The sequence below is a fragment of the Corynebacterium lipophiloflavum DSM 44291 genome (assembly GCF_000159635.1).
GTDB classification, from domain to species: Bacteria; Actinomycetota; Actinomycetes; order Mycobacteriales; family Mycobacteriaceae; genus Corynebacterium; species Corynebacterium lipophiloflavum.
Genome location: NZ_GG667198.1, coordinates 2,690 through 15,017, shown reverse-complemented (window position 1 = coordinate 15,017; position 12,328 = coordinate 2,690). Strand labels below are relative to the sequence as shown.

At 64.0% G+C, this 12,328-nt stretch carries 12 protein-coding genes and 1 pseudogene; 7 read left to right on the top strand and 6 right to left on the bottom strand.

Going from position 1 to position 12,328, the window contains the following annotated elements:
• Window positions 1-5 precede the first annotated feature (5 nt).
• Window positions 6-446 (top strand): GNAT family N-acetyltransferase, encoded by a 441-nt coding sequence (locus HMPREF0298_RS10565; protein ID WP_006841180.1) that lies wholly within the window; start codon window positions 6-8, stop codon window positions 444-446.
• A gap of 3 nt (window positions 447-449) precedes the next feature.
• Here HMPREF0298_RS10565 and HMPREF0298_RS10560 read toward each other — a convergent pair whose 3' ends face one another.
• Both HMPREF0298_RS10560 and HMPREF0298_RS10555 read right to left on the bottom strand, forming a co-directional pair.
• A complete protein-coding gene (locus HMPREF0298_RS10560; RefSeq protein WP_040423176.1) occupies window positions 450-1,685 on the bottom strand; it encodes an Nramp family divalent metal transporter in 1,236 nt (411 codons plus the stop codon).
• A 123-nt stretch (window positions 1,686-1,808) separates the two neighbouring features.
• Window positions 1,809-2,183: an ectoine synthase gene (locus HMPREF0298_RS10555; RefSeq protein WP_006841178.1), complete on the bottom strand. Its 375-nt coding sequence runs from the start codon at window positions 2,181-2,183 to the stop codon at window positions 1,809-1,811.
• A 115-nt stretch (window positions 2,184-2,298) separates the two neighbouring features.
• Between HMPREF0298_RS10555 and thiO the strand changes: the two genes are divergently transcribed.
• From thiO to HMPREF0298_RS10540, 3 genes are read left to right on the top strand one after another with little or no spacing between them, the layout of a single operon-like run.
• On the top strand, window positions 2,299-3,393 hold the full coding sequence (gene thiO / locus HMPREF0298_RS10550) for a glycine oxidase ThiO (RefSeq protein ID WP_006841177.1): 1,095 nt from the start codon (window positions 2,299-2,301) through the stop codon (window positions 3,391-3,393).
• A complete protein-coding gene (gene thiS, locus HMPREF0298_RS10545) occupies window positions 3,390-3,599 on the top strand; it encodes a sulfur carrier protein ThiS (RefSeq protein ID WP_006841176.1) in 210 nt (69 codons plus the stop codon). The genes thiO and thiS overlap by 4 nt, the downstream gene beginning before the upstream one ends.
• 5 nt (window positions 3,600-3,604) lie before the next feature.
• On the top strand, window positions 3,605-4,384 hold the full coding sequence (locus HMPREF0298_RS10540) for a thiazole synthase (protein ID WP_006841175.1): 780 nt from the start codon (window positions 3,605-3,607) through the stop codon (window positions 4,382-4,384).
• Here HMPREF0298_RS10540 and HMPREF0298_RS10535 read toward each other — a convergent pair.
• Entirely contained in the window at window positions 4,381-6,186 is a 1,806-nt protein-coding gene (locus HMPREF0298_RS10535; RefSeq protein WP_006841174.1) for a BCCT family transporter, read from the bottom strand. The genes HMPREF0298_RS10540 and HMPREF0298_RS10535 overlap by 4 nt on opposite strands.
• A 41-nt stretch (window positions 6,187-6,227) precedes the next feature.
• On the opposite strand from HMPREF0298_RS10535, the gene HMPREF0298_RS10530 reads away from it, so the two are divergent.
• Entirely contained in the window at window positions 6,228-7,355 is a 1,128-nt protein-coding gene (locus tag HMPREF0298_RS10530) for a ThiF family adenylyltransferase (RefSeq protein ID WP_006841173.1), read from the top strand.
• A 15-nt stretch (window positions 7,356-7,370) separates the two neighbouring features.
• Here HMPREF0298_RS10530 and HMPREF0298_RS10525 read toward each other — a convergent pair whose 3' ends face one another.
• Window positions 7,371-7,541, bottom strand: coding sequence for a hypothetical protein (locus HMPREF0298_RS10525; protein ID WP_006841172.1), 171 nt, complete (start codon window positions 7,539-7,541; stop codon window positions 7,371-7,373).
• A gap of 81 nt (window positions 7,542-7,622) precedes the next feature.
• Here HMPREF0298_RS10525 and HMPREF0298_RS10520 point away from each other — a divergent pair, with 81 nt between their 5' ends.
• Complete coding sequence (locus HMPREF0298_RS10520) at window positions 7,623-8,492, top strand: cation diffusion facilitator family transporter (protein ID WP_050758425.1); 870 nt, start codon at window positions 7,623-7,625, stop codon at window positions 8,490-8,492.
• Here the strand turns inward: HMPREF0298_RS10520 and HMPREF0298_RS10515 are convergent.
• Together HMPREF0298_RS10515 and HMPREF0298_RS12815 are read right to left on the bottom strand one after the other, a co-directional pair.
• On the bottom strand, window positions 8,489-9,931 hold the full coding sequence (locus HMPREF0298_RS10515; protein WP_006841170.1) for a flavin-containing monooxygenase: 1,443 nt from the start codon (window positions 9,929-9,931) through the stop codon (window positions 8,489-8,491). The two genes, HMPREF0298_RS10520 and HMPREF0298_RS10515, sit on opposite strands and share 4 nt — an antisense overlap.
• A gap of 342 nt (window positions 9,932-10,273) precedes the next feature.
• Window positions 10,274-10,498: pseudogene (locus HMPREF0298_RS12815) on the bottom strand (SDR family NAD(P)-dependent oxidoreductase); the annotation flags it as partial.
• 280 nt (window positions 10,499-10,778) lie between these two features.
• Here HMPREF0298_RS12815 and HMPREF0298_RS10500 point away from each other — a divergent pair.
• Window positions 10,779-12,125, top strand: a complete 1,347-nt coding sequence (locus tag HMPREF0298_RS10500; RefSeq protein WP_006841168.1) for a glycosyltransferase 87 family protein — start codon at window positions 10,779-10,781, stop codon at window positions 12,123-12,125.
• Window positions 12,126-12,328: the final 203 nt, after the last annotated feature.

The following is a 12,328-nucleotide window of genomic DNA, read 5'->3' as shown; positions in this document are numbered from 1 at the left end:
GGGCCATGATTGCGATCTCGCCGCTGGCGCAGCTTACCGCTCTGCAGACCCATGCCCTGTTCAAGCTGCGCGTTGACGTGTTCGTCGTCGAACAGCAGTGCCCGTTTGCTGAGATCGACGACATTGACGCGCACCCGGACACCCGCCACCTTCTTGCGTGGTCGGATGAGGATCCGGCCGAGCTGCTCGGGTGCGCACGGGTGTTTCCCACCGACTCCGGCAGCCGGTTCGGCCGCTTCGTCGTTGCCCCAGCTGCGCGTGGCACGGGCCTCGGCCATGAGATCGTGCGCACCGGCATCGCCTACACCCAGCGGTTCTCCGGCGACCTTGTTATCGAGGCCCAATCCGGGCTGGTGGGTTACTACACCGGCTTCGGCTTCGTCGCCGAGGGCGAGGAATTCCTCGATGCCGGCATCCCGCACGTGATGATGCGGCTGCGGCGCTGAAAGCTAAAACAGGTCGGCGAGCGATAGACCGCCGAGGACGAGTGTGATCAGGAAGATCAGCCCGCCGACGATGTTTCCCACCAGAGAATTCGCGTGCTCGCCCAGCAGACGCTTGTTGTTCATCGTGATCAGAAGGAAAAACGCGATGACGGGCAACAAGATGCCGTTCGCGGCCTGGGCGAGGATGATGACCTGGATCGGGTTGAACCCGGAGATCGCGATTGCCGCGCCGCACAGGACCACGACCACCACGATGGCGCGGAAGCGCTGGCTCTTCATGTCCGTGGGCCAGCCCATGACGCCGCAGATCGCGTACGCCGCGCCCATTGGACCGGCGACAGCGGAGGTCATGCCCGCGGCGAACAGGCCGATTGCGAGCAGCCACGGGGCGGCGTCGCCAAGCATCGGGCGAAGCGGCTCGGCGAGGTCGGCGGCGGATTCCGCCTGAAGTCCTTGCGCAAACATCGTCGCAGCGGCCGTTGCGACGATCGCCAAAGTGATCACACCACCGAGGCTGATGGAAACAACGTTGTCTATCCGCGCCTTCTTCAGTGCGGGGTCCCGCGGCTCGTCTCCCCACTTTTCCTGCACCAGATTGGAGTGCAAGAAGACGTTGTAGGGAACGACCGTCGTACCGATGAGCGCGACCGCGGAGAGAACAGCGCCGTCCGGCACCCTGGGCACGAAGGTGGAGCGCAGCATGGCCCCGAGGTCGGGCCCCACGCTGATGGCCGTGATCACGAAGGTCAGCGCCAGGATGCCCACCAGCACCGTCATCACCTTTTCTAGAAACGCGTAACTTCCTGAAAGTAGCAAGGCCAGCACCACCGCGGCCACCCCGGCGGAGAGCAACACGTGCGGCAGGCTTGTGACGCTGGCCAGCGCGAGCGCGGTGCCCGTCGTGTCGCCCCCGGCGTACGCAGCGCCGCCGATGCCGATTGCGGAGACGACCAAGATGATCATCAGCCACTTGATAATCTGCGAACCAAACGTCTGACGCAGCGCTTCACCGGTGCTGAGGCGAGCCGCGAGTCCGAGGCGCACCGACATTTCCTGCAGGATGATCGTTGCCACGATGGAGAAAACAATCGCCCAGACGAGCGCGTAGCCGTAGCTCGCGCCGGTCACCGTGGCTGTGGTGACCGTACCCGGGCCGATGAACGACGCCGCGATGAGCAGCCCCGGCCCAAACATGCCGGACTTACGCTGTGGCGCTGTGGTGGTTTCGACAGTGGACATCGCGTACCTCGAATCCGTCTATGAATGTGAGTTACATCACGTTGGTGACAGCTTAGTACTGTCGCGCTACCCCGCGGGGTGCATTTCACTACCTGTCTTCCCTAGCGCCTCACAGAGATGCCTTTAGTAGGAGCTGAACCCGTCCTCGCTTAAGGTGTGCTTCTCGTCGCCGGTGATCGCCGGGTTGAAGATGCTGACTAGGATCAGATCCTCGTCCTTGCCGCCGCGCAGGAAGTGGGCGTCGTGCTCGTCGAGTACGTAGATGGTGCCCGGCGTGATCGGGTAGATGTTGCCCTCGGTGTCTTCAACCTCACCGGAGCCGCCGATGCAATAGCACGCCTCCAGGTGGTTGCGGTACTGCAGCTTGGACTCGGTGCCCGCGCGCACCACGGTGTGCGCCACCGCGAAGCCCATGTTGTCCTTCGCGGTGAGCACGCGCTCGGAGGTCCCTCCGCCCCACTCAACCTTTTCCACATCGTTGCGAGACCTGGTGAACATGAAATCCTCCTCAAGATTTACGTGTTGGCGATTGCGTTACACCTTTCAACCCTACGTAAACTCCGCGCGCTCGGGCGCGAGCCTGAGATACCTTCGCGTGTGGAACAATGGGACCATGTCTGGCACGCCAACCGCCGTCGTCGGCGCGGGAATCATCGGGTTGAGCACCGCCCTAACCCTGGCAGATCGCGGCCATTCGGTCACCGTCTACGACCCTGCACCAGCCCGCGGCGCCTCCCACTACGCGGGCGGAATGCTCGCGCCGGCTTCAGAGGTGGTGTACAAGCAAGACCCGCTTCTACCGCTGATGCAGGCCTCAGCCAGCCGTTACCCGGAGCTGATCGCGTTGTGCCGGAAGTACTCCGACCTGCCGACGGGCTACCGCACCGAGGGCACCCTCGTGGTTGCTCGCGACCGCGCCGACAGCACATTTCTGGACGATCTGCTCAGCTACCAGCACGCCCGCGGAGTGCACGCGCAGCGCCTCACGGTGCGCCAGGCCCGGGCGCTGGAACCCGCACTGTCTCCCGCGCTGTCCTCGGCGGTGCTCAGCAGCAGCGACCATCAGGTCCAGCCGCGGCTGTTCACGCGCGCGCTTGTCGACGCCTGCACCAACGCCGGGGTGAGCTTCATCCGCGAGCTCGTCACCGACGTCTCCCACCTGCCGCAGGAGCAAGTCGTCATCGCCGCCGGCCACGGCGCGAAAGACATCTCCGGGTGGGGCGAGGGGGACAAAAACCCGCTGCAGCTGCGCCCGGTCTACGGCGACATCCTGCACCTGCGGGCCCCGGCGCACCTGCATCCCCTCGCCACCAGGGTGGTCCGCGGTGTGGTGGAGGGCAGGGCGATCTACGTCATCCCGCGCGAGGACGCGACGCTCACGGTCGGCGCGACCAGCCGCGAGGATGGCCGCGCGAGCGCGCAGGCCCAGGGCGTGTACCAGCTTCTGCGCGACGCGATTGAGATCCTTCCCGGCATCGAGGACTGCGATTTCGTCGAGGCCGGCGCGGGCGCCCGGCCCGCCACGCCGGACGATCTGCCCTACCTCGGGCGCGTCAGCGAGCGCGTGGTTGTCAGCACCGGGTACTTCCGCCACGGGATTTTGCTGGCGGCGCTGGCGGCGCGGTGTGCAGCGGAGCTCGTCGAGAAGCAAAAGCCCTGCCTAGACTTGAGTGCGTGCGACCCGATGCGCCACAGGAGGACACAATGAGCACACACATTTTGGTCAACAACACCGCGCGGGACACCGATGCGGCGACGGTCAGCGAGCTCGTGCACGAGGTGCTCGGGTACGTGCCCGACGCCGGCACGGCCGTCGCGATCGACTCGGCCGTCGTCCCGCGTTCGAAGTGGGAGTCGACGCATCTTGCCGACGGTGCGCGCGTGGACATCCTCACCGCCGTCCAGGGGGGCTAGGACAGGTGCTTACTATCGCTGGCCGGGAGTTTTCCTCCCGCCTCATCATGGGCACCGGCGGGGCGAGCTCGATGGACATGCTCGAGCGCTGCCTGATTGCCTCCCGCACGGAGCTGACGACCGTTGCGATGCGCCGCCACGCCGCCGGTGGCAGCGGCGAGTCAGTCTTCGACATGCTGCGGCGGCTCGGTATCGCGCCACTGCCTAACACGGCGGGCTGCAGAACCGCGCGCGACGCGGTGCTCACCGCCGAGCTCGCCCGCGAAGCGCTGCACACCAACTGGGTCAAGCTCGAGGTCATCGCCGACGACCGCACGCTACTGCCCGACGTGGTCGAGACCGTCGACGCCTGCGAGATGCTCATCAACGCCGGCTTTACGGTGCTCGCCTACACCTCGGACGACCCTGTGGCGGCGAAGCGCCTTGAGGACATCGGCGCGGCGGCGGTGATGCCGCTGGGTTCGCCGATCGGCACCGGGTTGGGCATCCTCAACCCGCACAACATCGAGCTGATCTGTTCGCGCGCGGAAGTGCCCGTGCTTATCGACGCTGGCGTCGGCACCGCCTCCGACGCCGTGCTCGCCATGGAACTCGGCTGCTCCGGGGTTTTGTTGGCCAGCGCCATTAACCGCAGCCAGGACCCGGAGGCGATGGCCCACGCGATGCGCCTCGCTGTTGAAGCCGGGGCGCTGGCGGCGGGCGCCGGGCGGATTCCGAAGCGGGAACACGCGGTGGCGTCGTCAAGCTTTGAAGGCCTGGCGAGCTGGGCCGACCAGGTGCTCTAGTGGCGCTTGGGGCTATCCTCGTCGACGATTTTCACCGTGGGTTCCGATTCCTCGCTCCACTCTTGGTCGACCTCGCCGCCGATCGCGAGGTCACCCTCGATGATCAGCGAGTCCGACAGCCTCCAACCGCCCTCCTCCGGGTCGTACTCCAGCTCGGGGCGGGCCAGCTCGTTGCCCTCGGCGTCGTAACCCGGCGCGGGGCGGTTTTCCGCCTCCTCCAGCTTCTCGGCACTGTCGGTCTTCTCCCACTGGCGGGTGCGGACGCGGCGGCGCGCGGCGGAGTCGTCGTTCATCGCCTTGAGTAGCGCGAACATGATGAAGAAGTAGAGGATGAAGAACGGCAGAGCGATAATGATCACGACTTCCTGCAGCGCCTGGATGCCGGTGTCGTTGATAAACAGCAGGGCCGCCGTGACCACGCCAATGGCGATGACCCAGCCGACCTTGTAGTACGTCGGGGTCTTGTTCTCCTCACCCGAGGCGAACATATCCATCACCATCGCGGCGGAATCCATCGAGGTGACGAAGTACAAGATGATGACAACCAGGGCCAGCGAGCCGACGATGCCGTACAGCGGGTACTGCGACAGGAGGGTGAACAGCGCCTGCGGGGTGTCGCCCTGCTCCACCACGGGGCCGGTGAGCACGCCCGGGTTGGCCGTCTCGATCTCGGTCGCGGCGCGGCCGAAGATGGAGAACCAGATCATGTCGAAGGTCGTCGGCAGAAGCAGGGTGCCGCCGATGAACGCGCGCACCGTGCGGCCCTTAGAGATGCGGGCGAAGAACATGCCCACGAACGGCGCCCAGCAAATCGTCCACGCCCAGTAGAACGCGGTCCACGTCGCGTGCCAGCCCGGGTTGTCGTTGTAGGAATCGACCCAGAACATTAGCTCCGGAAGCGAGTTGGCGTAGATGCCGAAGGACTCGGTGATCTGCCCGATGAGCCTGAGCGTCGGGCCCGCCAGCAGCACGAACAGCATCAGTACGACGGTCGCCGCGATATTGAGGTTGGACAGGATCTTGATTCCCTTATCCAGACCGGAGGCAACGGAGAGGCACGCGGCGGCCGTGATCGCGAGGATGATGCCGAGCTGCACCGGGGTGATCAGCGGAACCGACCACATGATGTTCATCCCGGCGGAAATCTGCAGCACACCCAAGCCGACGGAGACGCCGATGCCGAAGACGGTGCCGATGATGCCGGCGGCGTCGATAAGCTTGCCCGGCCACTCGTAGACGCGCTTGCCTAGAAGCGGGGAGAACAGCGAGGACATGCGCGCCGGCATTTTGCGCTTGTAGCTGAAGTAACCTAGCGCCAGCCCCGGGAGGGTGAAGATCACCCACATGTGGATGCCGAAGTGGTAGTAGGTGAACTCGAACGCTTGGGTGATCGCCTCGCGGCTCATTGGCTCGTAATCACCGCGCGGCGGGTTGTAGGCGTGGTGCAGCGGTTCCGCGGCGCCCCAGAACAGGAGCGTGGCACCCATGCCCGCGGCGAACAGCATCGCGAACCAAACGGGCAAGGAGTACTCGGGCTCGTCCTCGTCATCACCGAGGCGCAGGTTGCCGTACTTGGACACGAACACCACGATCAGGAACACCAGGACCATGGACACGCCGCCGATGTAGAACCAGGAGAAATTGTTCATCAGCGCCGTGGAAATCGACGAGTACGCTTCGCGGGCGCGGTCGCCGAAGATGACGGTGAGCCCGACGAACAGGGCGATGAAGCCCACGGAGGTGTAGAAAATCAGCGGGTCGGACTGCAACCCACGCTTTTTAATGGATGTGTTCGTCGACATAAGTGCGCAGTGTAGCGCCTCACTTCAATAGGGTGGAAGATATGCCTGACCTGCCCCACCACGAACTTCGCCGCACCGCCCGCCAGATGAACCTGCCCGGGTTCGGCCTCGAGCAGCAGACGGCGCTGCACAACGCCCACGTCTTTGTCATCGGCGCCGGCGGGCTCGGCTGCCCGCTGATGCAGACCCTGGCCGGCACCGGAATCGGGCGAATCACCGTGATTGACGACGACACCGTGGACGTAAGCAACATCCACCGCCAGATTCTCTTCGGCGCGGACGACGTGGGCCGCGCGAAGGTGGACGTCGCGGGCGAGCGGCTTCGCGCACTGCAACCCGGCATCGAGCTGAACTGCATCAACGGCCGGTTCACTGCATCCAACGCGCTGGATATGCTCGCGGGTGTCGACGTGCTTGTCGACGGCTCTGACACGTTTGCCACCAAGTTCCTCGCCGCCGACGCCGCCGAAATTGCCGGCGTACCCCTCGTCTGGGGCTCGGTGCTGCGCTACCGCGGCGACGTCGCCTTGTGGTTCAGCGGCCCCGGCGCGCCGGCCGATGGGGCGGGTCTGCGCGACCTCTACCCCACCCAACCCGGCGCGGACTCGGTGCCCGACTGCGCCACCGCGGGAGTACTCGGGGTGACCACCAGCGTTGTCGGTGGGCTGATGGCGACCGAAGTGATCAAATTCATCACCGGTGTCGGCGAGTCAGTGGTGGGTAGGCTACGGATGTACGACGCGATGAGTGCAACAATCCGCACCTTCGACGTCGCCCGCGATCCGGCGCGAGACCTTGTGACGGGTTTCGGAACCTACGACGCGGCAGGTGCCGGCGCCTGCGAGGTGGAGGGGGCGTCGGCACGCGCGCTGCTAGACAGGCTCGCTCGCGGCGAGGCCCTCGGGCTGGACGTGCGGGAAGACCACGAAAAGGCGATCTCCGACATCCCGGGCGCAACCCACCACCTGCCCACCAGCGTGTGGGAAGCCGACCCGGAGGCGGCGCGAACCCTGCTAGGCGCCCTGCCGCGCGACTGCGACGTGATGGTTTACTGCGCCGCCGGCTCGCGCTCCAAGCGCTTTGTGAAGCATTTTTCTGAGCTTGCTCGACGTCGCGGTATCACGCTGACGAGCCTGCCCGGCGGGGCAAACAGGCACGGGATAGAATAGCCAGGTCGCGTTGTTCTAGCGGGGCTTGAACAAGGTGCCGGCCAGCGAAGATGTGACGGCCGAGCCGATGAGCACGAGCACCGTGTATAAAATGCCGGTTACGCCCAGCATCTGCAGCAGCCAGCCGAAGAACAGCGCTCCGACAACGGCGCCTGCGATTGCGATGATCCAGCGACTCATATCCATGCCCGCCAAGTGTAGAGGACTGGGAGCACAGGGAAGGACAACCGTCTTGTGATTGATGAACAGAAGCTGCTCGAGCGTTTCATGTGGTTGTCCATCGCGGCCTCCGTGGCAACGATCGCGCTCAAGCTCGCCGCCGCCTGGGTCACCGGGTCCGTGGGGTTTTTGTCCGACGCAATCGAGTCCCTCATCAATTTGGTGGCGGCTGTCGTCGGCCTTATCGCGCTTAAAGTCGCGGCGAAACCCGCCGATGAAAACCACAACTTCGGCCACTCCAAAGCGGAGTACTTCTCCGCCCAGGTAGAAGGCTCGATGATCCTGCTGGCCGCGGTAGCGATCATCTACACCGCGGTGCAGCGCCTGATCGAGCCCCAGCCCATCGAGCAGGCTGGCGTGGGCCTGATCCTCTCCGCACTCGCCGCCGGACTCAACCTCGGCGTCGGCATGGCGCTGGTTCGCGCTGGCAGGAAGTACCGCTCGGCGACGCTGGGCGCCGACGGCCACCACCTGCTTACCGACGTGTGGACCACCGTGGGCGTTATCGCGGGCATCGTACTCGTGTGGCTGACCGGCTGGGAAATCCTCGACCCGCTCATTGCCCTGGCGGTGGGGGTTAACATCCTGTTTACCGGGTATATGCTGCTGAAAAACTCCTTCATCAGCCTGCTCTCGGAGGCCTTGCCGGAAGACGAGCGACTTGCCATCAAAGCATTCCTCGACGAGTTCTCCGTAGATCACGGCGTGGAGTTCACCGACGTGCGCACCGCCGCCTTCGGCCGGGAGCGTTTTGTCAACGTGGTCATGCAGGTGCCGGGCCAGTGGAGCGTGGATCGCTCCCACGAGTACGCGGACATGATCGAAGAGGGCATCGACGACACGCTCGGGGGCGCGACGACGGTGGTGCACGTCGAGCCGCTGGGCACCGAGACCGACGTGGAGTTCAACTGGATCTAAGACCAGACCAGGCCGTCGTCAAGGCGCGCACGGGAGGTGTTCCAGGTGTCTTCGAGCACGTTCTGCTTGGCTGACCACGGATAGTTCTGCGTCGACCTCGGCATCACGGCCGCTGCGCGCGCCAGGTAGCCGGACTGCATGTCCATGTACGGTCTGCCCTCGCCCACCGTCGCCGGGGTGACCGGGGTGACCGATGTCGATTGGCTGGCGCGCAGGCGGCGCAGGATGCGCGCGATCATCTTCGCCGTCAGGTCCGAGCGCACCGTCCACGAGTGGTTGATGTAGCCGATCACGGCCGCGAAGTTCGGCACGTCAGAGTACATGGTGCCGTACCAGGTGTAACGCTCGGAGAAATCGACCGCGCGCCCGTCGATGGATAGCTCCACCCCGCCGAGCAGTTTGATGCGCAGGCCAGTTGCGGTGACGATGACGTCGGCGGGGACGACGTCGCCGTCGACAAGCTTGATGCCGTCTGCGACGAAGCGATCAATGTGCGCGGTGACGACCTCCGCCCGCGACTGCCTGAGGGCGCGGAAGAGATCACCGTCGGGCACAACGCACAGACGCTGTTCCCAGGGGTTGTACGGCGGGGTGAAGTGCTCGCGCGCGGTGGTTCGCGACCGGGTAGAGACGATGGTTGCAATGTTGAGCGCCCGCTTGACGACGCTCGGGAAACGCGCGCTCAGCGCGACCAGAACCCACTGCTGTGCGCTATTCTTGCTCCGCATGACGGTGTTCGCCAGTTTGCGCGGCAACACCGCGCGGATCACGTTGCCGAGCTTGTCCACCCGCGGCTGGCTGAGCACGTAGGTGGGCGTGCGCTGCAGCATAGTCACCTTGGCGGCCTTTTCCGCCAGCGCAGGCACAAGCGTCATTGCTGTTGCGCCCGAGCCGATGACCACGACGTTCTTTCCGGTGAAGCTCATGTCCTCGGGCCAAAACTGCGGGTGGAGGATGGTCCCGGTGAAGTCCTCGACGCCCGCGAAGGCGGGGTCGTGGGGGTTGTCGTAGTCGTAGTACCCGCTCGCGCAGACGAGGAAGGTGGCCGTGTAATCAACGCGGTTGCCGTCGCGCTCGCAGGTGACGGTCCACTGACCCGACTCGCTGTCCCAGTTCGCGGCGACGGCGCTGGTGTTGAAGGTGATGCGCTCCGAGATGCCGTAGTGGTCCGCGGTGTCCTCGATGTAGTCGCGCAGGTCTGCCCCATCGACGATGGAATTGCGGCCGGTCCAGGGGCGAAATGGATAGGCTAGCGTGAACACGTCTGAGTCGGAGCGCACCCCGGGATAGCGAAACAGGTCCCATGTGCCGCCGATGCGGTCACGTGCCTCGATGATTTCGTAGGTGGTTCCCTGCGGCAAGCGGTAGGCGACGTTGATGCCGGACAGTCCCGCGCCGATGATGAGGACGTCGCGGTGGAGTGCGTCAATAGCGGACATAGTTTTGCAGTATAAACTATTTGCGTGGAGGGTTTATTGAAAACTAAATGGAACCGTGCTTAAATGGAAACTAGTTGAAAACACGATCTTGAGAGGACTGTTCTTATGAGCACTCACACCATCCACGAAACCCACGAGCACACCCATGGCGAGGGCTGCGGCCATGTTGCCATCCCCCACGGCGACCACGTGGACTACATCCACGACGGCCACCGCCACGCCGCTCACGGCGACCACTACGACGAGCACTAGTCCAGTACCCGTCACGTACTTGCAAAAGGCCCCTTGCGGGGCCTTTTTCGTGCGTGCCTCGGCTAGACGCCAGACAGCGGTGTAACCACCGTCGACAAGGTGGTAGCTACCGGTGATGAAGGAAGCCTTATCGCTGAGCAGGAACGAAACCAATGCGGCGACCTCATCTGCCTCGCCCAAACGCCCAGCCGGGTGCCTGGCAATCAAGCACTCGCGGGCACCGTCAGGCAGGTTCTTGAGCAGCGGAGTGTCGATGTATGCCGGGACAACAGCATTGATGCGGATACTTTCGGCGCCGTACTCACGATCACGCACTTGGAGGTGGTGTCCCAGTCCTTCAGGTTCATCTCCCGGACCTTGTTGGACTTGCCACCGACACAAGCGTTGTCGACAGCGAGCTCGAGCGCAGCCGCAATTCCCTCCGCGCTGCACTTCGCACGGCTCGAGAAGATCCGGCTCGCCGGATGGTCGTCAAAGCCAGGGCTGGGCGCGGTGATGTGAAACGATGTGGTGGCAAACAGCGAATCGAGCTGATCAGTTGAAACCCCCACCCACAACGAGCCCGGCGTCGGAGCTCACCCAAAAGGTTCATCAGATGACTGTAGTGAATAGGCCCCAACCGCGTCACGCGGCGACACCACCTTGTACCAGCGCCTCCACCACCCCGGAAAAGATGCTCGCCGGTGCACCCGCCCTGATTATCGGGTTGAGCGCGCTGATCGCGTTGATGGTCTTCCGCACTTTGCACCAGCCCGAGGACCACGCGTTGCGCTGGCGAGTCCCCCTCGACCTGGAGATCTATCGCATGGGCGGGCAGGCACTGCTGCGGGGCGAGAACCTGTACGACAAGGCCTACATCTTCGACCTGCCGTTTACCTACCCGCCGTTCGCAGGTGTGCTGTTTACCTCGTTCGCGTATCTGACGGACAACGCGTTCATCATCCTATGGCAGATCGGGATGCTTGCCGCCCTCGCGGCAATCATCGCTTTGGTGTTTCGCGAGCGAGGTTTCAAGCTCACCCCACTGACCCTCCTGGTCTGCGCGCTGCTGTCGTGCGCCAGCATCGGCAACGAAGCTGTCCACGGCACGCTCTTCTTCGGACAGATCAACATCTTCCTCATGCTCCTCGTCGCGCTCGATATCCTCCCCGCCCGTTGGCGCCTGCCGGGGATCGGCATCGGAATCGCCGCAGGGCTGAAACTAACCCCGGCCTACATGGGTTTGGTGCTGCTTTTCCAAAAGCGCTGGTGGGCTGCCGTTATCTCGGTGCTAACCTTCTTCGCGACCGTGATCATCGGTTTCGCCTTCGTGCCCGACGCCCGCCACTTCTGGGAACACGCTATGTTCGATTCCTCGCGCGTCGGCAGTTCCGAAAACACAGGGTCCAAATCCGTCCTCTCCGTGATGCAGCGCACCTTCGGGTTGGAGGGCGGCACAGTGTGGATCCTCTCGGTGATTGTTATCTTCGTTTTCACCTGCCTCGCGCTGCGCACGGCAATGCTGCGTAACAACCGCTCGATGGCGTTCGCGCTCACCGGCATCAGCTCCTGTCTGGTGTCCCCTTTTTCCTGGTACCACCACTTCGTCTGGCTCGTACCCCTGAGCATGGTGCTCTTCATCGCCGTCAACGAGTGGGCGGCCGACCGCTTCGGCGCTTCATTTAACGGCACCCTCGCTGGCCTCTCGTCCCTCGCGGCCATCGTCTGCTTCCATATCCCGTTCGTTTCCTACCCGGTGTGGCGCGCGATGTCGTCTCGCGGAATCGACGAGCTCTCCCAAACCACCCCGTGGCTCGGCACGATCTGGACCACGCTGTGCCTCCTGTTCATCGTCGGTTACGCGATCTTCGGGTTCACCCCGCGCGGGAACGGCGTCCGTAGCACCTCCTCTCGGCCCAAAGGTATCGGACTGGCCGAGGAAGGTTCTGCCGCGGCGGAGTAATCAACGCAAAGACCCCCTCTCGCCTGAACTGCTCCCCATTAGTTGGACTGAGAAATCAGTTACCGACTAGTGGGGAGCAGTTTTCATTGAGATCACGAAGTTCGCTGTGAAGCGTCCTGGTTTTCGTTCCGCTTATTGAACGCCCAACGGGTGGGCGTGTGATTGTTGATAGTAGGCGTCTTCCATCTCTTGTGGAGTGATGT

Coding starts and splice junctions, on each gene's coding strand:
- HMPREF0298_RS10565 (WP_006841180.1), top strand. CDS start 6: ATGATTGCGATCTCGCCGCTGGCGCAGCTTACCGCTCTGCAGACCCAT.
- HMPREF0298_RS10560 (WP_040423176.1), bottom strand. CDS start 1,685: ATGTCCACTGTCGAAACCACCACAGCGCCACAGCGTAAGTCCGGCATG.
- HMPREF0298_RS10555 (WP_006841178.1), bottom strand. CDS start 2,183: ATGTTCACCAGGTCTCGCAACGATGTGGAAAAGGTTGAGTGGGGCGGA.
- thiO (WP_006841177.1), top strand. CDS start 2,299: ATGTCTGGCACGCCAACCGCCGTCGTCGGCGCGGGAATCATCGGGTTG.
- thiS (WP_006841176.1), top strand. CDS start 3,390: ATGAGCACACACATTTTGGTCAACAACACCGCGCGGGACACCGATGCG.
- HMPREF0298_RS10535 (WP_006841174.1), bottom strand. CDS start 6,186: ATGTCGACGAACACATCCATTAAAAAGCGTGGGTTGCAGTCCGACCCG.
- HMPREF0298_RS10530 (WP_006841173.1), top strand. CDS start 6,228: ATGCCTGACCTGCCCCACCACGAACTTCGCCGCACCGCCCGCCAGATG.
- HMPREF0298_RS10525 (WP_006841172.1), bottom strand. CDS start 7,541: ATGGATATGAGTCGCTGGATCATCGCAATCGCAGGCGCCGTTGTCGGA.
- HMPREF0298_RS10520 (WP_050758425.1), top strand. CDS start 7,623: ATGTGGTTGTCCATCGCGGCCTCCGTGGCAACGATCGCGCTCAAGCTC.
- HMPREF0298_RS10515 (WP_006841170.1), bottom strand. CDS start 9,931: ATGTCCGCTATTGACGCACTCCACCGCGACGTCCTCATCATCGGCGCG.
- HMPREF0298_RS10500 (WP_006841168.1), top strand. CDS start 10,779: ATGACTGTAGTGAATAGGCCCCAACCGCGTCACGCGGCGACACCACCT.